The following is a 25,921-nucleotide window of genomic DNA, read 5'->3' on the forward strand; positions in this document are numbered from 1 at the left end:
AAAATATTGGCTCGTAGGGTGGTTATGAACAAAACCATAATACTTACACTGGGGCTAGCGGCGTTGCTGTTCGCCGTAAACACGGTGGTGATACCCCCAATGGCTAAGCTGGAGAACATAGCGTACAAGGTTGAGGAAACTGCGCTTAAGATCGACGGCGCTGGCGTTGTCACACTTGCCAAGCCATATGTGACTCCCGGCGAGGGCTACGTATACGCCGGGATGAAGATCGAGTTCCTAGGCGCCTACCCCTCCATCCAAGTGGGGGCAGACGGCGCTTTGAGCAAGACCTTTGACCAAAACGGTTTCATCTCCGCAATCTACGTGGGCCCCGACGCCTCCAAGGTCACCATAGTCAACACAGCCAAGAGCCAAGTGGAGATAAAGGTGAGGATAACCTACACCTACGTAAAGGCTACCTACATACCGCTGACCGGCGACACAGTGCTAGAGGTCAAGGTGCCAGACGGCAAGCTGGCGCCCGGCTTCAGCGCCATGGCGAGGTTGACCATTGAGCCCTACGCGCCATTTGTGGTAAAAGCCGTGGAGAGGCCAGACGGGACCCCCGCCACTGTGTACAGAGTAGAGCCCAAGGTGGTGGAAATAGACGCGGCGGGGACCTACAAGATACAGATAGGCCAGGGACAGCCGCTCCCAGCCGCCATGTTGGTGAAGAGTTTGTCTAAGCAGACGGCCGCAGTGTCTCCCAACGGCGAATTCGCCGTCTCGGGAGCCGAGGTCGGCGTGCCACAGGGCTGGAAGCTGTTGGGCTACGTGGTGTTTGCCTACACCGGCGACGTCAACGTGGTGGGCAAGGAGCCCACTGGCGACATAGTGATACAGGGCGGGCTCGTGGACACGGTGAGCGACGTCAACCAGAACATAATTGTAAGAAGCGTGTCCTACCTAATACCGCCCGTGTGGAACGTCAACATTAGGTACAAGATCGCTCTGGTGTACGGCGACGGGTTCAAAGTCGCCTCCACTCTGCCCACAACGGTGAACGTGATATACATACCCATAGTCTACAAGGAGGCTCAAGTCAAGTGGCTACAAGACAGAGCCATTGTCAACGTCACGGAGACCGACGTGGCCGACGGCATGTGGACGGCAATAGTGATGCAGCTGCCCGAGCTGGCCAAGATTGTGTCAATAAAGACGCCCGGCAACGCCGTGTTGTCCAACGCCACAGACGTGAAGCTGGTGTGGGGCGGCGGCATTAGAGTAGCATCAATATCGCCAGACGGGAGGCAGGCATACCTAGTGGTGCAGATGGGCGACACGAGGGAGGTGGGCACGTACACCTTCATGATAAACTGGTCCCCCATGCGGATACCAGTGGTTGACACCAAGGGCAGGCCCGTGTCCCAGCTGTCGGCCACCGCGGACAAGTTTGACGCAGCGGCCTCCGCCGGCTACGTAGAGGTCAAGGTGTATAAGCCAGAGCCCTTCAGCCTAGAGATAAGTTACAAGGGTGTGAAAGCGGCCCAGGTGGCTGTCAACTCGCTGGTGGCCAACCCGCAGCCCATCACTCTGGGCATATACACAGTCAAGGTGACGGTGGTCGGCGCATTCAACCAGCCCATTGCACAAGCCTCAGTGTCGCTCGAGGGCTTCCCAGCCTCCGGCCAGACCAGCTCCGCTGGCTCTGTCACATTCCCAGACGTGCTCGCGGGGACTTACAAAGTCAACGTGGACGTGGCCGGCAGAGTTAAGGTAAGCGACACAATAGACGTAAACGGCGACGTTGAGAAAGTGGTGAAGACGCCCATAGTCGCCATGGTGGGCGGCGTGCCGATAACCACGCTAGACGCCTTAGCCACAGCCGGCGGCCTCTCAGCGGCGGGCCTCTACTTCGCGCTCTCAAGGAGAAAAGAGCCAGTGGCTGAGGTAGAACAAATCTAAACCTCTCTTTTCTTCTCCCCGATTTACCCCAGTTTTTATCGGCGTCTACCCCCCTCTTTTTCTTCTTTTGTAGAATCAGGTTTCCCACTTGAGAGACCCTTGTTTGTCGTCGGTCACTGTTATAAATATCTGCGCTGTGTCTCCCATGCCGCTTGCCCGTATATACACTGACGAGCGTGGGGAGCCCGTGGCGAGGATTGTGGATGAAGACGGCGCCTACGTCGTCTCTCTGGACGTCTTTGCCCAGCTTCCCTCGCCGCCTGTGGACGCAGAGGTGGTGGAGATAGCCCAGCGGTATAAGGTGTATGTGAAAAGGAGGCCCCTCCTCCGCGGCGTCTGCGAGTTGGTCTACTTCCAGTTCAGCGGCGGCGTCCAGTTGATAAACGTCAAGTACGTGGGCCCCGACGACCCCGACGCGGTTTTACCTGAGTTGTACAAGGTTTATGAGGAGGAGGCCAAGAAGGAAAAAGAAGAGCGTCATGGCGGCAACGACGGCGAGGCCTCTGCGGTCGGGCCTCCTACGCGCCGCGCTGAGCAGGGCCAAGTAGGTCAATAACACCACTACCGCGTACACGGCCGTTGCCGCAAGTAGCGCCACTACGAAGTCCATATGCCCCGCCGCAATCCCCCTTTTTAAGTGTATAATGCGCAAACTGTTTTAACTACACAGCGGGGTGTCCATGTGATAGTATTTCACCTACACCTCTACCAGCCCGAGCGCGCAGATCCCTGGCTCGAGATCATCTTCCCCGAGCCCTCTGCCTCGCCCTTTAGGCACTGGAACGAGCGCGTGTCGCACGAGTGCTACGAGCCCAACGCGGAGTTGGGCAACTACAAGTGGGTCAGCTTCGACGTGGGCCCCACGCTGTTGACCTGGCTACGGCGGAGTAGGCCGGTGGTGTACAATGCCTTGCTCGAGGGCGACAAGGCGGGGCTGGAAAGGTGGGGCCACGGCAACGCCATAGCGCACCCCTACTACCACGTGATCCTGCCCCTAGTCCCCAGGCGAGACCGAGAGGTGTTAATCCACTGGGGCGTGGAGTATTTCAAGAGGCACTTCAAGAGGAGCCCAGAGGGGATGTGGCTCCCCGAGATGGCCGTGGACCTCGAGACGCTGGAGGTTCTGGCCGACTACGGCATATCTTACACAGTCCTCTCCCAAGGCCAGGTGAAGGGAGGGAGGGCCGGGGGGCCCTACAAGGTGGTTCTGCCCAGCGGGCGCTCCATCGCCGTCTTTATACGCAACGACGCGGTATCCAACGCCCTGGCCTTCCAAGGCTTTGAAAAATTCGCCGAGACACTCAGAGGCGTAGAGGGCGACGTAGTAGTGGCCCTAGACGGGGAGACCTTTGGACACCACATAAAAGGCGGCGACAAGCTCCTCGCCGACTTCATATCCCGGCACAAGGACCACCTGGCCAACCTCGGCTGGCTCTACGAGAGGGGGGTCAAGGGAGAGGTAGAGATCGTGGAAAGGACGTCGTGGAGTTGCCCCCACGGGCTGGGCCGCTGGAGCAGAGACTGCGGATGCGACGGGCCTGCGCCCTGGAGAGAGGGACTGAGGAAGCTAGTTGACTGGGTTGGGGAGGCGGTGGACAAGGCCTTTGAGGAGAGGCTGGGCCCAGGGGGGTGGGACACGTTGAAGCGCTACATAGACGTGTTGATGGGCGGCGACCGCGGGGGATACACCACGGAGCAGTTGAAGCTTTTAGAGGCCCAGCGGGCGAAGCTCGCCGCTAATACGAGCGACGCTTGGTTCTTCGCGAGGGTGGGCATAGAGTTCGGGATAGCCGTCAAGTGGGCCCTGAGGGCAGTGGAGTTGCTAGACGACCCAAGCCCCGTCGAAGAGTTCATGCGCCGGCTAGACGAGATTGCGATAGACGGCAAGACGGCCCTGGCCCTATGCCCCCGCGTGAGGGGCCCCCTCATGGCCGCCATGATGTACGTAGCCAGAGCCACCGCCGGCTTCCAGGAGGAGAGGGTGGGGCCCTACATAGTGAAGCCCATCAACGACGAATTCGAAATCGTGGACGAGAGGACCCGCGAAGTCTTTAGATTTCGACACGACCTCTTATGGGGTTTCGAAAAAATTTAAACACGTCGAATATAGCATGAGACTCGCCGCCTCATATACGCCCATATTTGTGGCTAGGATTGGATCAGGCGCCAGCGCTTTTCTAGTGGTGAAGTTGGCCAGCGGCGGGGCCTTAGAGGCTGGGGCGGTATTGGCCGCCTATCCATTCTTGGAGGCGATAGGCGCGCTGATTGCGGGGCGTTGGTCCGACTTGGCGGGCCGTAAGAAGACCCTCCTCGTGGGGTACGTGGTGAGGTCTCTCGCCATGTTGGCGCTTGCGTGGGCCTTCTTTGTCCACGAGTCGCCGGTCCTAGAGGCCGTGCTCAACGGCATAATAGGCTTCACCACCGCGTTTATACTCACCGCCTCGTTGACCATGGCCACAGACCTCACAGAGGTGCGCAACAGGGGGCTGGGCATGGGCGGCTTCGAGTTTGTCAACTTGGGTAGCTACGGGGTGGGCTACCTCCTGGGCTCCGCCTTGTATATCATATTTCCTGACGCAAGGGCTTACTTAGTCATTGCCGTGTTGACGGCCTTATCCACGCCGCTCTTTGCCATGTTTCTGCAGGAAACTCGCCCAGTCGCCCCGGCGGAGGGCCGCCTTCTCTTCTCGGTGCTTCCGCCGTCTGCTGTGGCCTTGTTGCCCGTGTGGTTTGCGCTAACTACGATAATAGGGCTTGCGATGTATACGCCGAGGATTTTAGATGTGGAGGCAGGCGCCCACGGTGCAGTGCAACAAATAGTGGATAAGCTGGGCGGGAACTTAGTGGTCGGCTTGCTTTTCATAGGCGCGCTAGCCCTGTTGGGGGCAGGCGCAATTTTCTTCGGAAGGCTGGCGGATAAGTGGGGCAGGCTTAAGGTGTTCTACCTAGGCCTTGTGGGCGGCCTCTCTGCCCTCGTGGCGTTAAACGCGGCGTTGCACCTCGGCCTAGGCCCAGTGGAGGCCGTCGCCCTCACGGCGCCGCTCCTCTTCCTCACCTCGGCCATAGGCCCCAGCATCTTGGCCCTAATAGGCGACGAGGCCGACATAAGGTACAGAGGCACCGTCATGGGGATATACAGCGTAGTGCTCGGTCTCGGGATAGGGTTCGGTAGTTGGCTAGCTGGCGTCATTTCATGGGCTTTCAGCGGCTACGAGATTAACGGGCTTGCGGCGGCCGCGCTGGGCGTCTACGCGGCGATGACGTCTATACACATAGCCTTTGCAAAACGGCAGGGGCTGTTAAGCCAGTTGAAATAAGTAGGCTGAGGCAACGGCAAGAGTTAAGAGGGAAAGCCCAATTCTCAATACTCTCTTTGGCACATCCCTACGAGGCCGCCTACGCCGAGGGAGAGCCCGAGGGGCCAATTCGGCGGATGTCCCATGGCATAGTAGCTGACCACGCCGAAGGTCGATGAGATAAATGCCGTAGGGAGGATGGCCCCCGCCGTGGTGTATATCGGCAGGCTGAATACGCTTGCGTATACGGGTGCGAGGGGCGCGCCGCCGCCTATCCCATAGGCGCCTCCTATTATGCCCACCGCGAAGGAGGTGGCGACAACCGATATAGCATTAAAGGAGTAAACATGGCCTAGAAATTCGCACTCCACTCTCTTGTCGACTTTCAACACTTTAACTATGCCAGTTCCGTGTTCGACCAGGCCTTTTCCCTTGCTAAAATGCTGAGACCATAGCAAAAATGCGCCACTGACGCCTGCCATCGAAGTGAGAAGACTTACGAAGGCCGCCGCCACAACTACAATTACTACCTCCAAAAGTCTTAGTGCTCCCCTTTATTCTTTATTGTTTCTATGTTATTGAGTGACATCAGGGGACAATGTATATATCCCTCTCCTACCTCTGCCCCGTGGGGTGCGCGAATGTCTGCCAATATATGCTAAGCTCATTAGGGAGGGGGAGATAAGAGCAAGCAACGGCAGTGAGGCCCTCTGCCTGTCGTGGCTCCTCCAGCGCAGGGTTGAGGAGGGCTCTGTGGTGCGCATTGAGGAGCTCTACCCCGCGCCGAATTTGGCAAGAGTCTACGAGGGCCCGCTTCAGTTGCTCACCGAGGGGTGGCCGACTCCGCTTTTGAAAATTTCGGGGCCGCCCCGGGAGGCCTACGCCAAGTTGGAGTGGTACAACCCCTTCAGCTTCAGCATAAAGGACAGGACGGTGTACGCCCTCCTGCGGAGCGTGGAGGGGGAGAGGCTGGTGGAGGTGTCCAGCGGCAACGTGGCAGTGGCCATGGGGGCGCTTGGCAACGTCATGGGGAAGAGGGTGAAGATATACATCCCCTCCGCCGGCTCCTACGTGGCCCCTCTCCTCGACGTGTTGGGCGTAGAGCACCAAATCCTCGACGTGACGCTCACAGTAGAGGCGTTGGAGCACTTGGAGAAGGACATTAGGGAGGGGGCGGTGCACCCCAACCAGTTTAACAATGACGCGAACTTCGTCGCCCACGTGAGAACGGCCGCGGAGGCCGACTGGCAGTTGGCCCAGGTGGGGAAGAGGCCTACCCACGTGGTGGCGGGGATCGGCACCTCTGGCCATGCCGCTGCTCTCGGCTTCTATTTCGGCGTAAAATACGGCGCGAAGCTAATCGCCGTTGAGCCCAAGGACTGGATCCCCGGCATTAGGCGTGTGGAGTCGGGCATGAAGTGGATCCACTGGGTTGACGCCGCAGTTGTAGAGGTGTCGCTGAGAGAGGCCATGGAGGGCGTCAGAGAGTTCGCCAGGAGGTACGGGCTCCTCATTGGCCCAAGCGCGGGGGCCGTCTACGCGGCCTATAAGCGGATGGAGGAAGAGGGCGTCTACCTAATGGTGTTCCCCGACAATCTGCTTAAATACGTCCCCATCCTAGATAAACTGCCATGACTGAGCCCAAGCTGACGCCTGCACAGAGGCTCGTGCTGTACTACATGGCGTTTGAGGCGGTTTACCACGGGAAGACGTGGTTCACCTTCGACGAGATTAAGAGGGGCACTGGGCTCGCAGTGAGGACCCTCAGGGCAGCCCTCGTGGCCCTAAGGCGCCGCGGCTACATAGAGAGCTACCTAGTCCCCGGCGCGGGAAGGCGGCTGTTGCACAGACTCAGGCTCGACAAATTCCTCCCCGAGCCAGAGCTGGAGGGCGTATACCTAGTCGACATGGCAGGCGACGTACTATCTCCAGACGCAGTCGCCGTAGTCACCAGGGCTGACGTAGTGCTGTACACGGAGTCAGTCCCACGGAGGAAGCTGGAGGGATTGGCAAAAAGGCTAGAGCCGTTCAACGGCCAACTCCCAGAGGCAAAGTCTGTCGCTATAGTCTTCAACTCGCTGGCAGACTGGGAGAAGGTGGCCCCTCTGGCAGCCAAGGCCAAGTACATATGCGCCTCAAACGTGTTAGACAAGGCAGTGGGCGTCTGCCTCACCTGCGGAAACGTGGATATCGACTTGCGCACTATCAGAATCAAGACCCCTGGCCCCGACGTGGAGAAGCTACTAGCTGACTACGACGTATTAGGTACAGTGGTAGTGGAGAGTTGCGGCGGCCGAAAGGCCGAGCTGTTAATACTGAAGAAGCGTTAGTTATCACATCACTTGTCCGTCCCGTTAAGGTCTAACAAGCCAAACGTCGAACCACTTGGGATTAGTCCGTCTGCAAGATGCCTTCGGATATGCTACTGCTGAGGAACGTGTTCGCAATGGCCGGCCAGGGTGATTTCTTCAAAGGCCATGTGTTTTAAGTCAACCACTAGTAGTTTCCCCGCCAGCTTTGGCGCCCCAATCGCCGTGTTGAACACCTCTAGGGCCATTAGAGAGGAGACTACGCCCACCACGGGCCCCAGCACTGGGCAGACCCCCGCCGCGCATGCTGGAAGCTCTCTAAATTTTCCAAACAGCTCCTCTAGGCAGGGCGTCTTCCCCGGCAGAATAGTGGTGACGTGGCCGTACCACTCTTGCACGGCGCCGTGGATTAAAGGCCTCCTGAGGACAAGCGCGGCCCCGTTGACGACGTGGCGGCTGGCCCAATTGTCTAACGCGTCGACCCCAATGTCGGCCCTCTTCAAGACATCTTTGGCCAACTCGGGGCTTATGGCCTCGGCCACGGCCTCTACCTCGACCTCTGGGTTCACCTCCCGGAGCACTCTAGCCGCCACCTCCGCCTTAGGCTTCCCCACATCGTGTGTGGCATAGAGAATCTGCCTGTGCAAGTCGGGGAGAGACACGGTGTCGAAGTCCACCAAGATCACGCGCCTAAACCCGCCGCCGACCACGTAGCGTGCAATAAGCGTCCCAAGGCCCCCCACGCCAAATATGGCAACAGACGTATTTCTAATGGCCCTCTGCCCCTCTTCCCCAATCACGGGCAACTGTCTACTATACCGGTCTAAGACCTTCACCGTGGACAATTACATGAGCATATTTAATTCCTCCTCCCCCCGCCGCGTCGCCTTTCCTCATTTTTATACCCCTACCCTTCTGCGGCCATGGGGTCGTGGAGTCTCTCGTAGTCTCTTTCCTGGCTTTGCTGGCCACTTACGCCCGGATGGCGCTGGGGCTTGTGGTCTCAATAGCCGTGGCGTACGCCCTCGGCTACGCCATGGCCAAGAGCAGGAGGGCCGAGGCCGTGCTCCTCCCCTTCTTAGACGTGATGCAGTCTGTCCCCATTTTGGGCTTTTTCCCCGTGGCGCTTTTCGTCTTTGTTTCCTTCTTCCCGCGCATCGGCGCCGAGCTTGCGGCGGTGTTTTTAATATTTACGTCGATGGCTTGGAACATAATCTTCGGCGTCTACCAAGCGCTTAAGACTCTGCCGCGGGAGTATCTGGAGATGGCTAGGCTATACCTCAACGAGAGGCTGGAGATCGCCCACGTCGTCATACCATTCACTCTGAGGAGCCTCTACTACAACGCGGCGATTTCTTGGGCAAACGCCTTCTTCTTCATAACCGCCTCCGAGGTCATAACCCTGGGCACCGAGATCCACCTCTTCGGCATCGGCAGTTTGGTCGTCAAAGCCTTTGAAGACGGCGACTTGGCCACGGCGTATGTGGGAATAGCCGTGGCCTTGTTGGGCAACGTGGCCCTCTACGCGCTGGTATGGAGGAGAGTTTTGACGCGTCTGCCCCAGCTGCCTTTTGTAGACCTGTGGCGCGTTTGGATGAAGTACGGCGCCTACGTGGTCTACGCGGCCATTCTTCTACTGGCGTATCTATTCGCCGAGTATGTAGCAACGGCCCCCCTCTCGGCGGGCGGCTTCGCGGCGGCTGTGGCGGAGTCCACGTATTTATCCCTCTTCTCTTTGGCCAGAGTGCTTGCTGTGATCTTAATAAGTGCCGCGGTGGGCCTGGCGACGACGGCGCTGGTGGTGGAAAAGCCGAGCAGAGAAGTGGCCGTGTTTCCCGCCGTGGCGGTGCTTTCCTCAATCCCGCCCGTGTTTCTCTACCCCCTACTAGCCGCGTTTATAAAGGGGGAGATTCTCGTCTTGGTGCTCTTGCTCCCCGCCGCGGCGCTGTACACGGTCATAAACACGCTGGCCGCGTGGAGAGATGTGCCACGAGACTTGGCTAAGGCGTACCAAATATCCGGCTGGCTGTACCTCTGGCACATCCTCATCCCAGCCGCCCTCCCCTATATCGCCACAGGTCTCCTCACCACGTGGGGCGGGGCGTGGAACGGGCTCGTCGTGGCCGAACCCTTTGCCGATGTGTCCGGGCTAGGCTCCTACATGGCCCACGCCGCAGGTAGAGGCGACGTCAACGCGCTGTTTGCCTCCGTCGCCGTCATGACCGCAATCGTCGTGGCGACGAATAGGCTACTGTGGAGGAGGCTCTACCGCCTGGCGTCGCAATGGGCCTAATAGACGTCGTCGGGGTAAAAAAGGCGTATGGAAGAGTGGTGGTATTCAACGGGATAGACCTCTCCGTGGAGCAAGGCGAGGTGGTGGCGTTGCTGGGCCCCTCGGGCTGCGGGAAGTCCACCCTCTTGAGAATGATGGCGGGCTTGGAGAAGCCAGACGCCGGCGTGGTGAAGTTCAGGGGCGAGCCCGTGGTAAAGCCCAGGCGCGAGATTGCCCTCATGTTTCAAAGCCCCACGCTCCTCCCGTGGAAGACCGCCCTCGACAACGTGGCCCTCCCGCTGGTGGCCAGAGGCATGGACTGGAAAGAGGCGCGAGAGGTGGCGCAGAGGTACCTCTCCTTCGTGGGGCTCTCGGGCTTTGAAGATGCCTACCCCAAGCAGCTCTCAGGCGGCATGCAGCAGAGAGTGGCGTTGGCCAGGGCGCTGGCGGTGGAGCCCGAGGTGTTGCTCCTGGACGAGCCCTTCTCCGCGCTGGACCCACTAACCGCGGAGAGCCTACGCGCCGAGCTCGTAAAGATGTGGCACGACAACTTAATCTCTGTGCACACCATGGTGCTTGTCACACACGCCGTAGACGAGGCCGTCTATATGGCCACTAGGGCCGTGGTTCTGACGACTAGGCCGGCCAAGGTGGCGGCAGACGTGAGAATAGACCTGCCCTACCCCCGCAACAGGAGGAGCCCCCAGTTCGAGAAATACGTCGACCTCCTCTACACCTACGTCTAGGCCAGCTTTACCTCCTCCCCATCGATTTCAACCAGTTGGGCAAAGACAGCCCAGTCGAGGATCTTCCTCGCGTCCTCCTCGCCGTAGCCAAGAGACTCTATAAACTCCAACACCTCCTCAACGCTGGCGGATTTTACCTCAGCCACATACTCCACCAACTGCCTAAAGGGCTCCACAGAGGCAAGCTTACTCTTGAGATACTGCTGGAAGTTTTTCACCGGGCTCTCCACAGCCCTCTTGCCCTCTGGAGTGAGCTCCACGTCCCCACCAGAGAACTTGACCAAGCCAAGCGCCTCAGCTGCGTCAATTACGTGGGACAGGTCGCCCAAGTCTGCGTCAACTGCGTCGTTTATGTACATGACGTCGGCCCGACCACCCAAGTGGTGCACCACTTTGAGAAACCCAAGGACTTGGTCAACCCCCACCGCGGGGAATTTCACAAACGCAAGTGGGGCATCCATTTATAAGTTTTCAGCATGCCGCCACTCGTCACCACTCAGCACTCCAACCACTTCTTCACCCTAGGCGTACCTCTCCAAGTTCTCAATAGCCTCGGCGAAGCCCCTCCTCTTAAGCTCCTCCACATCCCTCTTGTCGTACTTATGCACTATGTCGCCCTTATCCTTCTCAAAATCCCACAGAGCCACAATAACGTAGTCCCCCGCCTTGAGCCAAAGCTTCTTCCTCAGCCTACCCGGCAGACGCGCCACCCTTATCTCGCCGTCGGCACAGATAACCCTAAACCTCCCATCACCCAGCATCTCCAACACCTTGCCAAGAACTTCCCCCTCCCCAGGGACTCTAAACTCAGACACGTGCATCAAACACGCGGGGGGTTATAAAGTTGCCGGCCGACCCCCCAGCAAGGGCGCAGTTTTCCAGTGGGGCCGGCTCCACGGCGCCCCCGCCCCTTGCCGCTAGACGTTGGGGTAGTACAGCCTGAATATCTCCCTAAGCTCGGCCAATTGCCTCTCTCTTCCAAGCCTCCTCACGATGTTTCTGGCGAGGGCCCACACGGCGTTGACGTCTCGGTTGAGCTGGATTTTGCACTGGGGGCAGTACACCAGCCTGCCGCGCTTCTCCATCCTCCCCCCGCACAGCGGGCACACGTCGGAGATCATCGTGGTGTGAAGCTCCACGTAGTGCTCTCTCGCCAGTTCAAACACCTCAGAGAGCAGGTGCTGGAACTTGGGCATGTGCGGCAAATCCACTATGAGGATGTTTACGCCCTTCTTAGGGTGAAACGCCTCCTTGACGCCGTTTGCCACCCCCTTAGCCGCCAGCTCCACGTATCCCCCCATCCTAAACACCCGGTACATCACCCCGCCCTCGTTCACGTCCATGGCATGTACAACCAGCGGAGACCCATCCACCATCTCGGGAAGCCCCACCTTCTCATCCCCCCTAACCAGGCGGACAATCACTCTATCCCCCCTCACCAAGGCCTCCGCCTTAGCCAGCCCATACGCCTCAACGTCGGTGTACGTGAGGCGCCAGCTCTTATACATGCAGATCGGCACGTCGCCTCCGTAGAGCGCCACAAAGGACTCCACTACTTTAACCGCGCCGCCCAGCTCCACCACTGCGTAGTCTCCGCCCAACGCCTCCCTGGCCTTTGCCGCATCGCACTTAAGCGAGTACGTAAACACGGAGGTGAATGAGGGTACATTAAATACTATTTCAACGCGTAGCCGCCAAGCAGTTCTAAATCGGCGCTGGCGAACTGCGGTGTATTTGGACTGCGCCGCCTTACCTCACTCGTGGCTAGGGCGTTGGTAGTTTCTGCAATCGCCTCGACGTGCCATGGGCACATATTTACCGCTGTAGTGCTGCCGACAGCCTTCTATCATTCCCCATATAGCCCTGGCTCAAAGCTTGCATAGGATTGTGGCCTTGCCCCTCGCCGCCTGTAGCCTCACCTTCTAAGGCAGGCGGCGCACAAGCCGTCAAATACAATACCACATACACATGTACATACAAGATGTCCCATTTAATTGAGGCTGCGCAAGTTGCACGTGACGACGTCCATGTTCTTAAAGCTCTTGAAATACGACGTTGGGTACGTCAAAAGGTATTGGGTGTACGCTGTGCCGTTTTACGTGACCTACGTCTTACTCGTCGTTTTTCAACTGCTTTTGAACTACCTGTTGATGGTGTTAATCGACACTACTCTCGCGGCGGATTTCCACGCCGCAGTTTTCTACACCGCGGCCTTCCTCTCCACGCTGGGCGCCGCCATGGTCGTCAACTTCTTCACAGAGTACCTCTCCGACTTGTATAAGAAGGCCGTTGAGCTTGACTTGGCCCTCCGCGTTGTAGAGAGAAGGGTGGAGGACCCCTCTCGCCCGTCGGGGGAGGTCTTGTCTCGTGTCACCGCCGATTTGGAGAACGCCGTCTACGCAATTGCGACGCCGCTTTGGCTTTTCTTTGTGGTTGGGCGAGTGGCCGCGGTCGCCCTCTTCGCCTTTTGGCTTCAGCCCCTCTCCCTCCCCCTTATACTCCCCTTCGCCGCGCTCTACGCCGTTTTGATGAAGAGGGTGGGGCCACGCCTATTGGACGCTAGGTCTAGGGAGAGGGAGGCCTACGGCGGCTGGTTCAAAAGGCTGAAAGAGGCTGTGGAGGGGGCACACAGCTTACACAGACTAGGCCTCAGGGGAGCGCCCAAGCTGTTGACAAACGCCACCGCCACATACTTCACCCAATTCAGGAGGTTCACGCTGTACAGCCGCTCCGCCTTCTTTCTCATGGAGATACCAGCCTACGTGGGGCCAAACCTCGTCTTCGTGGTGGCGCTGTTTTTGGCTCTGCAGGGGCAGGGCACTGTGGGCGGAGCCGTGGCTCTTAGAAATGTGTTAACCGGCCTCTTTGAGCCCATCGGCCACCTCATGTCCACGGTGGGCTCTTTTTACGTTATGGCCTCGTCTTTTCAGCGTATTGAGCCTCTTCTGCGCTCTGCACAACCCCGCGTTGTGAGGGGGGCCGTGGCGTATCTAAGGGACGCGGTCTTTTCTTACGACAACGGCGTAGTTGTGGAGGTGGTGGGTGAGGTGGCTGTTGAGGAGGGTGACTTCGTCTGGGTTAGGGGGCCTTCTGGGGCTGGGAAGTCCACCTTGGCTAAGGCGCTGTGTGGCCTTGTGGAGCCCGCCGGCGGCGTTGCGGTGGCGGCTGTGGACTGCGTCTACGTGGGCAACGACGACTACCTCTTCGACGCCACTGTGTACGAAAACATCGACCTTTGGGAGGGGAGGCCTAGGGGGGATGTGGAGTGGGCCGCCGCGGCGGCGGGGGTGGACTTCCCCTTGGACAAGAGGTGTGGGGAGGGGGGTAGGGAGCTCTCCGAGGGGCAGAGGCAGAGGGTCCTCATCGCCAGGGCTCTGCTGCGTAGGCCTAGGCTCCTCGTCCTCGACGAGGCCACCTCCGGCTTAGACAAGGAGCTAGAGGCAAAGGTGCTACAAGCTGTGCGGCAGGCGGCAAAGGCGGTGGTAGTAGTGTCGCACAGAGACAGCCCAGCACAGTACAGCAACAAAATAATATGAAGTAAAAGAGGGGAAGGCGTATATGACGACGGCCCCACCTACTTCAGGGCACGCCGAGGTGTGACCTACACGCCGAGAGGAGGCGGGCTAGGCGCTTGTCCTAGGTCTGCTTAATGTTGCTAACACCTATTGCTAGTATGCGCCGATAAGCCCTAGAGTACAAGCAAAAGACAATACACGTAGGCGTGCTCATACCCCGCTTTACTATGTAGTGTCTCATGCTATTTCTACACGTTGTCCCACTGGGCTTGCCACACTTTGTGCAACTCTACGACCGAGCAACTACCTCGCCCTCGTGATATCATATGCGCACATCAGCGCTCCAGAGACGCCTCCCTTGATATAGAAGTTGTAAGGCCAACTTGTGACGTGTTTGTCCGCGTCTCGGGCCTTTGTTGAGCAGAAAAAGGGCGGTGTATTAACCTGTATGCCTTATCTCGATACCCATGTCCTTCAACGCGGCGTTGAGCCGCTTGAGCATCGCCTTTACGTCGAGTTCTACCACTCGGCTGTCCACGGTCTCGAAGTGGATCCAGTCGTGGGGCACCCTCATCCTCCTGGCCCGCACTATCCTCATCCTCCTCACGTGGAGGCCCATCTCCTCGAGCTGGGGGTCTACCTCCAGGGCGATGATTACGTCGGCTAAGTGCTCTGCCGCCACCACCATGCCGTATATCTCCTCCACGTCTGTGTGCGCGGTCACCAGCACCACGGACTCCGTCCGCTTGGCGAAGATCTTAAACGCGCGGAAGAGGTCAAGCGACGCGCCCGGGCTCCTCATCAAGACCTCGTTCAAAGAGTCAAACACCACGAGGCCGCCTCTGAACTCGTCCACGAACTCCAACAACTTGTTCACCACGGTGTAGGCGTCGAGAGACTCCAGCCTGTGCCTCGCCGGGGGCTTAAGCTTAGAAAAGCGCTCGCTGGGCGCCACGAACCCGTCGACGATGGTCACCCGGTCCAGGGGCGCGCCCCGGGCCTTGAGCTCCTCAGCCACTTCATCTGCCATGGAGTCCACGGCGAATATTAAGACAGGCGCGCCGGAGATAGCCGCCGTCGCCGCCATAATGGTGGCGAAGAAGGACTTCCCAACGCCCAGCTGGCCCTCCAACAGCACTAGGTAGCCAGGCGGAATGCCCTCCGGCAGATTCTCGTCAAGAGGCCCCACCCCAGTCTTTAAACCCATGTGCATAGAGGCGCGGGGTATAATAACATTCCCCGTAATACAGATAAATACACATCTCCAACCTACCGTGCGCGTGACCCTCAGCGTCGTCCGGCCCTTCGACCCCTGGCGCAACCCGCTGTGCACATGTCCCCCCAAGTACGGCCTCAACCCCTACACGGGGTGCGGCCACGGCTGCCTCTACTGCTACATCACCTCGTACATTCCCAACGCCTTTAACCCAAGGCCCAAGGAGAGGCTCATGGAGCTAGTCAGGAGAGACCTGGAGAAGATCCCAAGGGGGGCCGTAGTCGCCCTGTCAAACTCCTCAGACCCCTACACCCCGCCCGAGGCCCAGCTAGGCCTCACGAGGAAGGTCCTGGAAGCCCTCCTAGAAAGGGGGTACAGAGTGCTTATAACCACGAAGTCCCCCCTAGTCCTACGCGACTTAGACATCCTGGCAAAGCACAGGGAGAGGGTGGCCGTGCAAATCACTATTACAACGCTGAGGGAGGAGCTGGCAGAGAGGCTGGAGCCGCGCGCCCCAAGGCCCCGCGGCAGACTCGACGCCGTTAAGAAGCTCGCCGAGGCCGGCATCAAAGTCACCGTGAGACTCGACCCCCTCATCCCCTACCTCAACGACGACGAGGAGAACATCGAAGAAGTCGCCTCCTCCGCGGCCGCCGCCGGCGCTGTACACTTAGTGGCAAGCACGTACAAGGCAAAGCGAGACAACTTCGCGCGACTGGCAAACGCCTTCCCAGACAAGGCCCCCCTCTGGCGCGACCTGTATTTTGAGAAAGGTCAGTACTTCCACGGCCAGTGGTATGCTCCCGCCGATTACAGGAGGCGCGTGCTCGCCGCCGCGGCGGAGGCGGCCAGGCGACACGGCCTACAGTTCACAATCTGCCGTGAGGAATTCCTCGACTTGAACACGCCGGGCGCCTACTGCGACGGCAGCCACCTACTGCAGCGCTGAAGTGGGGAAAATTTAAAATTGGTGAGGAGAGGTTAGAGTGGCTTTACCTATCCGCGATATAAATCCGACGAGGAGCTTCCCCTTTGTGACTAAGGCTCTCGTCTTTGTAAACATTGCCGTGTTTATATACCAGATACTCGACCCCGCAATCACGGCGAAGTATGCCTTTGTCCCAGAAAAAGCCTCCTCGGAGCTCTACCGCTGGGTAACACACATGTTTCTCCACAGCGGCATAATGCACATAACTGGAAATATGATTTACCTCTGGGTATTCGGCGACAACGTGGAAGACTACTACGGACACCTCCGCTTCCTCTTCCTATACCTCTTCTGGGGAGTGGCGGCTGCCTTCGCCCACTGGGCGTCGACCATCGCCCAGGCGTCGATGATCGAGAACCCCTACCTCAAGAGTTACCTCCTAAAGATGCCGGCGGTAGGCGCCTCCGGGGCCATAAGCGGAGTTCTTGGGGCATATCTTGTGCTGTATCCCCGTGCCAGAATTCTCACCTTGACCTTCTTCATCGTGATTACGTTGATAGAGGTGCCAGCGTGGGCGTATATAGGCTTCTGGTTCCTGTATCAGCTTATCTACGGATTCATAGACTTTTTTGCCCTGCAGAAGGTAGAGGTCGCATACTTTGCCCACATAGGGGGATTCGTCGCGGGGGCATTAACCGCGCTGGCCACGAGGGGCCGTAGGAGGAGGGTTGTGTATTACTACTATTGGCCGTAGCCCTGGCGGAGCGAGGAGGTCCGTCTCTTATCTGTCGTTGTTTTGGCCTGCAGAGCCTTCTCTACTGCCTCCAGCTTCCTCATGACGTTTGCGCAGTTCAAGATGTATATCGTGGACTCGCCCACTTTTACAGACTTTATGTACCCATTGTTCTCAAGCCAGAAGAGGTGCCACTGCGCCGCGCCCCAGGTTATGCCCAACCTCTTAGTCACATCGCTAGCCGTCGTGTAGCCCTGGGAGGCGACGATCTTGAGGATTTCCACTTTCACATTATCAAGCACGGAGTCTAGATCTCTCTCTTATTTATGGTTTATGGTGAGTAACTTTTTAAACATTGGCATAATATTTAGTGCCCCTGGCGTGGGGTGTCGAGCCGCCGCACAGGCGCCGGTGAACACGCCCCCTCCAAGGGGCGTACACACGCAAGCCGTTTAGCGCGTTAGATAAAGCCGCGTGCCACCATTGTAGTCTGGGTATGCGCCTTAGAGGTCGCAATGTCCGTGTTTGTGTCTAAAGGCGGTTTTGGGCGACCCTAGAGAGGTTATAAACTGGCGAGTGTTGTGAGACGTGGTTCCGCCAGTGTTGATAGGGATTTTGGGCGGGCTTTTCGTGGGACTGTCTCTACTTGACGTTGCGCCGCCTTGGCTTGGTTATCCCCTTGGCGCGGCCTTTTTAAGCATATACGTGGTAGCCCTCGTCGCGGGGCTTAGGATGGCACGGTCGAAGAGGCCCTCGCCAGCGGGCCTCGTGGGCAAGAGGGGGGTTGTGGTAGAGGCGTCGGGGGGGGTTTGCCCTAGTGAAGGTGGATGGTGTGTACTGGCGCGCGGCTTGTGTTGGCTGTGGGCCAGGCGACGTGGTGGAGGTTGTGGGCGTTGGGGATGTGGGGCTTGTCGTTGAGAAGAGATGACGGCTGTGCTACTCGCCGTAGTGCTGGCGGCGCTGTTGGCGGTTCTCCACTTTGTGTGGCCATTCTTGGCGAAGAGGGGCGGGGCCTACAGCACTTCCAGCGTTGCGGCGGCTCGGTGGGCGTTTCAAGTGGTGGGGGTGAGGGGGAAGAGGGTTGTGGACTTGGGTTGCGGCTATGGCCGAGTGCTGGCGTTGGCTAAGTCCATGGGCGCCGCCTCGGTGGCGGGGGTGGAGATTGACCCAATCCGCTGGCTAATCTGCACGGCGAGGTGTCGGTGTAGGGTGGCTCTGGGGGACATGTTTAAATTCGACGTGTCAAACGCCGACGTCGTCTACATATTCCAGTGGCCCTCTGTCAACGCCAGGCTCGCCGAGAAGCTAAGGAGGGAGCTGAGACCAGGCGCCTACGTGGTGTCGTACATGTGGGAGGTGCCCGGCCTAGCCTTGGTCGCCCACAACCCCGCCCTGCGCGTGTACATCTACAAGCGCCCTGAAGAGCCTAGACAAGAGCTCTCTCACTGAGAGGCTCTGTAGCAGTTGGTACAGCTTAATGAGCTGGGCCGCCTCTATCACTGTCACGCGGTTGGCCAGGTCTCTGTACCTCCCCTCCAGAAGCTCCCGCAGCGTGGCCAAGGTCTCCACGTCGTACCTCGTCAACACGTATACCAAGGCCGCGTCGCTGTTCTCCGCCGCGTCTCTCAGGGCGTTTAAATCTGCGATGACTGACCTATCCCTCATGGTTACTTGCACAGCCGCGGCTAGGCGGCCGTCCCCGGTGAGGAAGGCCAAGTCCACGCGGTGTAGCCCCACTAGGTGTTTTCTAGCCACGTTAAACCCGAGCAGTTCCCCCATGGCCGCGGCGGCTTTTACCACCTCGTCGTAGGTGGCGGCGGGGAGGGGGTTGGAGATCAGCCTAGTCTCAATGAGCTCGCCTATGCACTGCGGGAGTGCCTCGTCGTCGAAGTATATGCCGTACCCCCCGTCTCTGTAGGCGTTGAGCAAGAGCTCCAGCTTTGGATAAAGACAGCGGAGGTGCGACAAGTCCACCTCCCCCGTGGTTAAAACCCTCGCCCGCAACATCCAGGGGTACTTCACTCTGCCCGCCGCAATTTCGTCGGGCCAGTAGGGGCCCTGGGACTCTGTCCACCTGTGCGTCACCTCGGCCACCGCGGCCTGGCTTCCGCACGCCGCGCCGCACCGCTTGTCCACCATAACTGCGATGAGTCTGAAGTAGGGCTTGATAAACCCCCGCACCCGGGCCTGGTCCATCGGCACGCCGAAGACGCCGTAGGAAACCGCGTGGAGGAAGTGGTCCCTGTCCATCAAGACGAGCCAGTAGAGGTCCACGGAGAGAGGAGATGAGCTACCTATTAAAGCCGCCATTTGTACTAAAAGACGTGAATATTACAACGCTTTACTTATCCCTTACTTTTGAGGAAAAGTATTATTAATACTGGGGTTTTGTGGCCTGTGAGCGAGCTTGCCAAGTTCTTTATCGAGGTGGCGGAGAAGTGGCAGAGGAGGTGGGCCGAGGCCAAGGTGTTTGAGCCCTCGCCGCAGCCTGGGAGGCCTAAGTTCTTCATAACGGCGGCGTATCCCTACCCCAACGGGACTATACACATTGGCCACGGCAGGACATACCTAGTCGCAGACGTAATGGCGCGCTTCCGCCGCCACCTGGGCTACAACGTGCTGTTCCCCATGGCCTTCCACTACACCGGGACCCCCATTTTGACCATCGCCGAGGTCATCGCCGCTGGGGACAAGGCCGTCATAGAGGAGTACAAGGAGATATACGGCGTGTCAGACGACGACATTAAGAAGATGGGGGACCCGCTCTACTTGGCGCAGTACTTCCACCGCAGGTCTAAGGAGGCAATGATCAAGTTCGGCCTCGGCATTGACTGGAGCCGGGAGTTTACCACGATTGACCCAGAGTACCAGCGCTTTATCCAGTGGCAGTTTGAGAAACTGAGGAAGAGGGGCCTAATTGTGAGAGGGAGGCACCCAGTGGGGTGGTGCCCGCGGCATCAAATGCCCGTGGGGGCCCACGACACTAAGGACGACAAAGAGCCCGAAATCGGCCAGTGGACTCTCATATACTTCGTTGATGGGGAGGGCTTGGTGTACCCCACGGCTACTCTCAGGCCTGAGACTGTGCCCGGCGTGACGAACATCTGGATTAACCCGGACGCGGAGTACGTAGTGGCCGAGTTCGAGGGGAGGAAGATGGTGTTGAGCAAAGACGCGGCGTATAGGCTCTCCTTCCAAGGCAACGTCAAAGTGATTAGAGAGGCCAGGGGGAGAGAGTTCGTGGGCAGGCGGGTGTTAAACCCAGTGACGGGGGAGTGGGTGCCGGTCTACGAGGCCAAGTTCGTGGACCCCAAGGTGGGGACTGGGGTAGTGATGTCCGTGCCCGCCCACGCGCCGTACGACTACGCGGCGCTGAGGGACATGGGGGAGGTGAAGCTCATCCCCCTGATAAGGGTGGAGGGGTACGGCGAGTACCCCGCCAAGGAGGTGGTGGAGCGGATGGGGATAAAGAGCCAGACCGACCCAGCCCTCGAGGAGGCGACTAGGGAGGTCTACTCCGCGGAGTATACGAGGGGCGTGGTTAGAGAAGACGTGGTTGACCGCATAGCGCCTCACCTCCCCGAGCCCGCGAGGTCTATGGTGAGGGCCGTGTTTAAGCTGTACTTCGCCGGGAGGCCTGTGAAAGAGGCGCGGGAGTTCATTTCCAAGTGGCTCGCCGAGGCTGGGCTAGGCGGCGTGATGTACGACATAATGAACAAGCCGGTGTACTGCAGATGTGGTACTGAGATCGTGGTGAAGGTGCTGGAGGACCAGTGGTTTATAAACTACGGGGAGAGGGGCTGGAAGCAGTTGGCGAGGCAGTTGGTAGAGGAGATGGCCATAATTCCGCAGGAGGCCAAGGCCCAGTTCTTGGCCACCATAGACTGGCTGGATAAGAGGGCCTGCGCCAGGACTAGGGGGCTGGGCACGCCTCTGCCGTGGAGCCAGGGGTGGGTTATCGAGAGCTTAAGCGACTCCACCATCTACATGGCCTTCTACACGGTCATCAAGAAGATCAGGGCCCTGGGGCTGAGGCCGGAGCAGTTGACAGAGGAGTTTTGGGACTACGTGTTCCTCGGCCAGGGGAGCGCGGCAGAGGTGGCGAAGAGGATAGGCGTAGACCCCGCGGCCCTTGAGGAGATTAGGCGCGAATTTGACTACTGGTACCCCCTGGACTCTAGGAACTCGGGCAAAGACCTCATACCCAACCACCTCACCTTCTTCATATTCAACCACGTGGCCATCTTCCCCAGGGAGAAGTGGCCAAGGCAGATCGTGGCCAACGGCTGGGTGCTGAGGGAGGGGGAGAAGATGTCTAAGTCTAAGCGGAACGTCTTGCCCTTGGACAAGGCGGTGGCGTTGTACGGCCCAGACCCGCTCCGCGCCACGTTGGCAATAGCGGCGGAGGTGGAGCAGGACCTAGACTTCAGAGACGCAGAGGCGAGGAGAAACTCTCAGCAGCTCATGTCTATCTACAACCTCGTGCAGAGGCTGGCGCAGAGCGCCGTGGAGAGAGAGGAGACTTGGCTTGACAAGTGGCTGATCTCCGAGGTGGCGCACGTCCTCGAGAGGGCTAGAGAGGCGTATGAGAAAGTGAGGCTGAGGCAGGCCGCCGTGGAGCTGTTGTACAACGCCGAGGCCGTCTTTAGCCAGTACCTCTCCATGGTGGACAAGCCGTCTAAAAGCGCGGTGGAGGCCGCCAAGGCGTGGGTAGTGGCCCTGGAGCCCATAGTGCCGCACTTCGCCGAGGAGCTCTGGCAAATTCTCGGTGGCGAGGGGTTTGCCGCGACGGCGCCTTGGCCAAAGCTGAGCCCAGACCCAGCCGCCCTCTTGGCCAAGAGGTATGTGGACATGTTGATTGAAGATGTGAAAAACATCCCCGCATATAAGGCCGGGGCGAAGAGGGTGGCGATATACGTCAACGGCAACTACCAGTGGCTGAGAGCCGCCGTGGGGAAAGACGTCAAGGCGGCCATTGAGGCGGGAGCCCCGCCCCAGTTGGCCAAGAGACTCGTAGACTTCGCCAAGTCCATGGGCGAAGAGGTGAGGGGGCTCGTAGAGCGCGTGGAACAATTCGACGAATACGCCGCCCTCCAGTCGTACAAGAGGTACGTAGAAAAGGCGCTTGGAGTTCCAGTGGACATATACAAGGCAGACGACCCCCAGGCGCCAGACCTAGGCGGAAAGAAGAAGGCGGCGCTACCCCTAAAGCCCGGCATATTCATAGAAGTAGGCTAGGGCTACGATTTAGGCGAGGCGCCTGAGAGATTTGGCAGAACTTCGGTCTTAAACTCGTCGAACAGCTCGCCCAGTACCTCCTCGAATTTGGCCTTGCCTTGCTCCACTGCGTCCATGTGTTGCTCTATTAGCCTAGTCCGGTCTTCGCTTACAAGTTTGCCGAACTTCTGCTCGAGGTAGTGGTACACCTCTATCCCCCTCTTCGTGGGAACCATTAGCCTCCTCCGGCCCGCCACGTATACGTAGTACCTCTTGGCGAGCACCTGTAGGATGCGGGCGTAGGTGCTGGGCCTGCCAATCCCCCTCTGCCTCATCAAGGCCAACACGTCGGCCTCTGAGAGAATTCTCCTAATCACGCGGTACCTCTTCACGGTCACCTCTATGGTGCCCGTGGGGAGGCCGGGCTCGACCGCCGTCACTTGGTACATCACTTGGAAGCCCTGGCGCTTGATGTCCACGACTCTCTCCACCTGGGCCACGTACCCGTCTATCTCCACCTCGTACCGCTCTACCTCCACCTCGCTCGGCTCCATTTGGCTAGCCATAAACCGCCTGAACACGAGGTCGTAGAGCTGGTAGTGGCTTCTCGTGAGGCGTATGGCCAACTGCAACACCCCGGCGTTTACCAGCCCCCTCAGCTCCTCCACGTCTATGGGCCTCGTGGGCCTAATGGCCTCATGGGCCCCCTCTGCCTCCTCGCCCCAAGTCCTCGGCCTAAAAGCCCCCTCTCCAAACCTCTTCGTTATGTACTCCCGCGCCACGGCGATCCCCGCCGCGGAGACCCTAGTGCTGTCGGTGCGGTGGTAAGTTATAAGCCCGCTCTCAAAGAGGTCTTGGGCTATCCTCATGGCGTAGTCGGCTGAGAGGCCCAGCCTATTCACGGCGTCTCTCAAAAGCTCGTCGGTGGTATACGGGGGCGGGGGGTTTACGACCCGCGTCTCGGCGCCAGCCTTCCTAATGGCCACCCTCCGCCTCTCCCTAAGCGCCTTCAGCGCCTCTTGAGGCAGCTGTAGCCTCAGGTCAACGTCGTCTAGCTGTAGCTCCACGTTGTACATCCTCTGCCGGAGCGACTCCTCGTACGTCGTGACAACCCAGCCTAGCACGGGGGTTTGGACGCGGCCAGCCGACAAGTTCGGGCTCCCGAACTCCCTCTGAAGAATCTTGCTTAGCCCAAAGCCTATCCACCGGTCCTCAATACGCCTAATGATCTGCGCCTTTACGCGGGAGTAGTCAATGCCCCTGGGGTTAGCCAAGGCGCTTATAATCGCCCGGCGGGTCACCTCGTGGAATTCCACACGCCTAATGTCGGCCACGTAGGGCCTAAGGCCGAGGTAGAGATCAAAGGCAATTTTCTCGCCCTCAGAGTCTGGGTCAGTGCCGATGAGCACGGCGTCGACCTCGACGGCGAGGTTCCTAATCGCAGCCAAGACGTCGAGCGGCCGGCAGTCCGGCGGCACGTCGACGTCGTCCACGTACACGGCCCCCCTACAGCGCCAAATCTTGTTGTACACAGGCACAAAGCCCCCCTCTGTCGCCAACACGGCGTATTCGCCTCCGTCGTAGTCCCCCCGCCTAAAGTCGCCGAACCACCTCCTGAGGACCTCTCTCTCCTCCTTAGAGATTCTATCGAGGGAGGTGGGGAGCTCGTATATGTGGCCCAGCGAGGCCGTCACCATCAATACGGCGTCTCCAGTGGACACCTCGTAGACGGGCACCCCGTCGACCAACAACATGCTGGGCCTGCCGAAGAAGTTGGCGATAGTCCTCGCCTTGGTGGGAGACTCCACCACCATTAACAAAGTCCTCATAAGCTCTCTGCCCCCCGTAACCACCGCCTTCCCCTCCATTATCTCCCTAATAGTCCTCCTGTCCCTGTCCACTTCTGCCAGAACGGCGGAGAGGTCCACCTCGTCCAGGCGCTTAAACTCAGCCTCGTCAAACCTCAGCTTCAGCTCCCTCTGGAGGGCGGTGAAGACCTTCCAATCGTCCACCACGACCACGCTGAGGCCCTTGGAGAGGCCGCCCGCGTAGAGCCGAGAGGTCCGCCCACTCCCCTGTATATACGTCGTGACGTCTGGCACTAACACGTACAACTCCCCGCCTATGTACGCCAGGCGCACCTCCGTGGAGGAGTCAATGGCTCTGCGCAACTCCTCGTCGCTGAGTATGGAGTTGGCGAGCTCAACCGCACCCTTCGCCACGTCCACCGCGTGTTTCTCAAAGCTGGAGAGCTCTTGGCCCTCCGCCGCCTTCTTCAACGCCTCCTGCACGCTCAACGCGTAGGGGGCCAGGCGCTTCAATTGGCCAATGGCCCTGTCCACCTTGTACCTCAACTCGCCAGAGAGGACAGCTCTGACGTTGTAGAAGAAGGTCAAGTACGCGGGTATGGAGAACTCCTCCAGCCTAACCCTAAACTTGTACTTGGGCACTCCCACAAACACCACGTACCTAATCACGTGGGGCAGGTCTATCCCCCTCACCAGCGCCGACCTGGCAGAGGCCAACCCCACCAACGCCGCGAGCTCCCCTCTCTCAAACCTCTCCAGCACCCCCCTCCTAGGCCGCAGAAAGTGTTCAACTGCGAGGCTCTCCCCCACGGCCCTCTCCACAATGGCAAGCCCAAGCTCTCTGTCCTGCACGTAGACAATCCCCCCGGGGCCAAGCCTCTTGAGCAACTCCACCACCTGCCCCACCACGTCTTTCCCCTGCTCGACGTACACGTCGACCACGTTCCGAAGCCCCTCCGCCCTGCCCCCCACGTCGAAGCCCAGAATCTCCCTAAACAAGAGGAGCCGCGTCGTCCTCCTCGCCCTAGCCAATGCGCCAGAGGCGACGAAGATGCCCAACTTAAGCCTCCTCGCCTCCTCTTGCAACTTGGCCCTAAGCGCCGTCACCTCTGCGTCTAGCCGCTCCACCTCCTTCAAATCCCCCGCAATCTCCGCCTTCCGCAACTCCTTCACCGCGTTTATGACGTCCAGGGCGAGCTTCAACACCTCGTCGGAGACGCCGAGGAGTCTCAAAATTCTGTCAATGTTCTTACTCGTCGCCCTGAGAATGCTGTCGACGTCGTCCGCCGCCACGAAGTCAAACTTAAACCTCTTCAACAAGTCGAAGTAGCGGGGGAGGAAGGCAGAGGTGACGATCAACACGTCGAAGTCGCCCCCCTCAACGGCCCCCAAGGCCTCCTTCTTCTCCTTCTCCGTTAGAAGCGAGTGGTAGGCCACCGCCCTCACAGACACGCCGGCCTTCTCGGCGTAGCTCAAAAGCCTCTGGTGAACCTGCCTAGCAAGCGCCGAGGTTGGGAAAATGAGGAGCGCCCTCTTCCCCTCCCGCGCCGCGTATAAGGTGGCCACAAGTATAAACGTGGTCTTGCCAGAGCCCGTAGGCGCCACAATTGCGAAGCTCCTCCCACGGACAAACCGCCTAGCCCAAAGCCTCTGGGCACCCCACATCTCAAACCCGACCGCCGCCTTGAATAGAGAGGAAAACTCCTCGTACCGCCTCAAGTACTCGTCAACCCACGCCAAGCCCTTCAACGCCCTCCTCCTACGGAGGGCTCTAACAACATCGGCAATGCCGCCGGCCTTAACCACCTCAGGCAGACACTCACGGCAGGGGAGGCCCCCCGCCAGTCTGTCAGAGGTGACGGGCCCCCCGCAGTTTGGACAAGAGTGTAGATACACCACAAGTGGGATATCCACGCCACTGAACAGACACCCTATAAAAAGGTGGTGTCCCAGCGTCCCAAATATTTAAATAGTAG

Annotated in this window: 23 protein-coding genes; 13 read left to right on the plus strand and 10 right to left on the minus strand. The window is 59.0% G+C overall.

Annotation, left to right across the window (positions count from 1 at the left end; all coding sequences use genetic code 11):
* The first annotated feature begins 24 nt into the window (after positions 1–24).
* From PCAL_RS03600 to PCAL_RS03615, 4 genes are all read left to right on the plus strand, one after another.
* Positions 25–1,905, plus strand: a complete 1,881-nt coding sequence (locus PCAL_RS03600; protein ID WP_011849354.1) for a carboxypeptidase-like regulatory domain-containing protein — start codon at positions 25–27, stop codon at positions 1,903–1,905.
* Positions 1,906–2,050: 145 nt separating this feature from the next.
* Positions 2,051–2,461 carry a hypothetical protein gene (locus PCAL_RS03605; protein ID WP_011849355.1) on the plus strand — a complete coding sequence of 137 codons (411 nt, stop codon included), beginning with the start codon at positions 2,051–2,053 and terminating at the stop codon, positions 2,459–2,461.
* A gap of 126 nt (positions 2,462–2,587) precedes the next feature.
* On the plus strand, positions 2,588–4,000 hold the full coding sequence (locus PCAL_RS03610; RefSeq protein WP_193322874.1) for a DUF3536 domain-containing protein: 1,413 nt from the start codon (positions 2,588–2,590) through the stop codon (positions 3,998–4,000).
* Positions 4,001–4,016: 16 nt separating this feature from the next.
* On the plus strand, positions 4,017–5,222 hold the full coding sequence (locus PCAL_RS03615) for an MFS transporter (protein WP_011849357.1): 1,206 nt from the start codon (positions 4,017–4,019) through the stop codon (positions 5,220–5,222).
* Between the two features lie 44 nt (positions 5,223–5,266).
* On the opposite strand, the gene PCAL_RS03620 is transcribed toward PCAL_RS03615, so the two are convergent.
* Complete coding sequence (locus PCAL_RS03620) at positions 5,267–5,737, minus strand: TSUP family transporter (RefSeq protein WP_226951991.1); 471 nt, start codon at positions 5,735–5,737, stop codon at positions 5,267–5,269.
* A 97-nt stretch (positions 5,738–5,834) separates the two neighbouring features.
* On the opposite strand from PCAL_RS03620, the gene PCAL_RS03625 reads away from it, so the two are divergent.
* Positions 5,835–6,836, plus strand: a complete 1,002-nt coding sequence (locus PCAL_RS03625; RefSeq protein WP_011849359.1) for a pyridoxal-phosphate dependent enzyme — start codon at positions 5,835–5,837, stop codon at positions 6,834–6,836.
* Entirely contained in the window at positions 6,833–7,531 is a 699-nt protein-coding gene (locus PCAL_RS03630; protein WP_011849360.1) for a helix-turn-helix domain-containing protein, read from the plus strand. Before PCAL_RS03625 ends, PCAL_RS03630 begins: the two co-directional genes overlap by 4 nt.
* Before the next feature lie 92 nt (positions 7,532–7,623).
* On the opposite strand, the gene PCAL_RS03635 is transcribed toward PCAL_RS03630, so the two are convergent.
* Positions 7,624–8,346, minus strand: a complete 723-nt coding sequence (locus PCAL_RS03635; protein WP_011849361.1) for a HesA/MoeB/ThiF family protein — start codon at positions 8,344–8,346, stop codon at positions 7,624–7,626.
* Between the two features lie 95 nt (positions 8,347–8,441).
* Between PCAL_RS03635 and PCAL_RS03640 the strand changes: the two genes are divergently transcribed.
* Positions 8,442–9,803 (plus strand): ABC transporter permease subunit, encoded by a 1,362-nt coding sequence (locus PCAL_RS03640; RefSeq protein ID WP_011849362.1) that lies wholly within the window; start codon positions 8,442–8,444, stop codon positions 9,801–9,803.
* Positions 9,794–10,528, plus strand: a complete 735-nt coding sequence (locus tag PCAL_RS03645; RefSeq protein ID WP_011849363.1) for an ABC transporter ATP-binding protein — start codon at positions 9,794–9,796, stop codon at positions 10,526–10,528. Before PCAL_RS03640 ends, PCAL_RS03645 begins: the two co-directional genes overlap by 10 nt.
* Here PCAL_RS03645 and PCAL_RS03650 read toward each other — a convergent pair.
* The 4 genes from PCAL_RS03650 to PCAL_RS11560 all read right to left on the minus strand — a co-directional run bounded on the left by PCAL_RS03650 (position 10,525) and on the right by PCAL_RS11560 (position 12,341).
* Positions 10,525–10,968 (minus strand): AAA-associated domain-containing protein, encoded by a 444-nt coding sequence (locus tag PCAL_RS03650; protein WP_193322875.1) that lies wholly within the window; start codon positions 10,966–10,968, stop codon positions 10,525–10,527. The genes PCAL_RS03645 and PCAL_RS03650 overlap by 4 nt on opposite strands.
* A gap of 81 nt (positions 10,969–11,049) precedes the next feature.
* Positions 11,050–11,343, minus strand: coding sequence for a translation initiation factor aIF-1A (locus PCAL_RS03655; protein ID WP_193322876.1), 294 nt, complete (start codon positions 11,341–11,343; stop codon positions 11,050–11,052).
* A 102-nt stretch (positions 11,344–11,445) separates the two neighbouring features.
* On the minus strand, positions 11,446–12,177 hold the full coding sequence (locus PCAL_RS03660) for a zinc ribbon domain-containing protein (protein ID WP_011849366.1): 732 nt from the start codon (positions 12,175–12,177) through the stop codon (positions 11,446–11,448).
* Between the two features lie 26 nt (positions 12,178–12,203).
* Entirely contained in the window at positions 12,204–12,341 is a 138-nt protein-coding gene (locus tag PCAL_RS11560; RefSeq protein WP_226951992.1) for a hypothetical protein, read from the minus strand.
* Positions 12,342–12,522: 181 nt separating this feature from the next.
* Between PCAL_RS11560 and PCAL_RS03665 the strand changes: the two genes are divergently transcribed.
* Positions 12,523–14,064, plus strand: a complete 1,542-nt coding sequence (locus PCAL_RS03665) for an ATP-binding cassette domain-containing protein (RefSeq protein WP_226951993.1) — start codon at positions 12,523–12,525, stop codon at positions 14,062–14,064.
* 418 nt (positions 14,065–14,482) lie between these two features.
* Here PCAL_RS03665 and PCAL_RS03670 read toward each other — a convergent pair whose 3' ends face one another.
* A complete protein-coding gene (locus tag PCAL_RS03670) occupies positions 14,483–15,250 on the minus strand; it encodes an RAD55 family ATPase (RefSeq protein ID WP_011849368.1) in 768 nt (255 codons plus the stop codon).
* A gap of 67 nt (positions 15,251–15,317) precedes the next feature.
* Between PCAL_RS03670 and PCAL_RS03675 the strand changes: the two genes are divergently transcribed.
* Both PCAL_RS03675 and PCAL_RS03680 read left to right on the plus strand, forming a co-directional pair.
* Positions 15,318–16,208, plus strand: a complete 891-nt coding sequence (locus PCAL_RS03675; RefSeq protein ID WP_193322877.1) for an SPL family radical SAM protein — start codon at positions 15,318–15,320, stop codon at positions 16,206–16,208.
* 37 nt (positions 16,209–16,245) lie between these two features.
* The gene (locus tag PCAL_RS03680; RefSeq protein WP_011849370.1) at positions 16,246–16,941 is read left to right on the plus strand and encodes a rhomboid family intramembrane serine protease; all 696 of its coding nucleotides are present in this window, start codon (positions 16,246–16,248) and stop codon (positions 16,939–16,941) included.
* Here PCAL_RS03680 and PCAL_RS03685 read toward each other — a convergent pair.
* A complete protein-coding gene (locus PCAL_RS03685; RefSeq protein ID WP_011849371.1) occupies positions 16,929–17,222 on the minus strand; it encodes an ArsR/SmtB family transcription factor in 294 nt (97 codons plus the stop codon). The genes PCAL_RS03680 and PCAL_RS03685 overlap by 13 nt on opposite strands.
* A gap of 622 nt (positions 17,223–17,844) precedes the next feature.
* Here PCAL_RS03685 and PCAL_RS03695 point away from each other — a divergent pair.
* Positions 17,845–18,369, plus strand: coding sequence for a class I SAM-dependent methyltransferase (locus tag PCAL_RS03695; protein WP_011849373.1), 525 nt, complete (start codon positions 17,845–17,847; stop codon positions 18,367–18,369).
* Here the strand turns inward: PCAL_RS03695 and PCAL_RS03700 are convergent.
* Positions 18,286–19,230, minus strand: a complete 945-nt coding sequence (locus tag PCAL_RS03700) for an EVE domain-containing protein (RefSeq protein ID WP_193322878.1) — start codon at positions 19,228–19,230, stop codon at positions 18,286–18,288. The genes PCAL_RS03695 and PCAL_RS03700 overlap by 84 nt on opposite strands.
* Positions 19,231–19,317: 87 nt before the next feature.
* On the opposite strand from PCAL_RS03700, the gene leuS reads away from it, so the two are divergent.
* The gene (leuS, locus tag PCAL_RS03705) at positions 19,318–22,158 is read left to right on the plus strand and encodes a leucine--tRNA ligase (protein ID WP_011849375.1); all 2,841 of its coding nucleotides are present in this window, start codon (positions 19,318–19,320) and stop codon (positions 22,156–22,158) included.
* 2 nt (positions 22,159–22,160) lie between these two features.
* Here the strand turns inward: leuS and rgy are convergent, their stop codons facing one another.
* Positions 22,161–25,859: a reverse gyrase gene (rgy, locus tag PCAL_RS03710; protein WP_011849376.1), complete on the minus strand. Its 3,699-nt coding sequence runs from the start codon at positions 25,857–25,859 to the stop codon at positions 22,161–22,163.
* Positions 25,860–25,921: the final 62 nt, after the last annotated feature.

Source organism: Pyrobaculum calidifontis JCM 11548 (assembly GCF_000015805.1).
Taxonomy (GTDB): Archaea; Thermoproteota; Thermoprotei; order Thermoproteales; family Thermoproteaceae; genus Pyrobaculum; species Pyrobaculum calidifontis.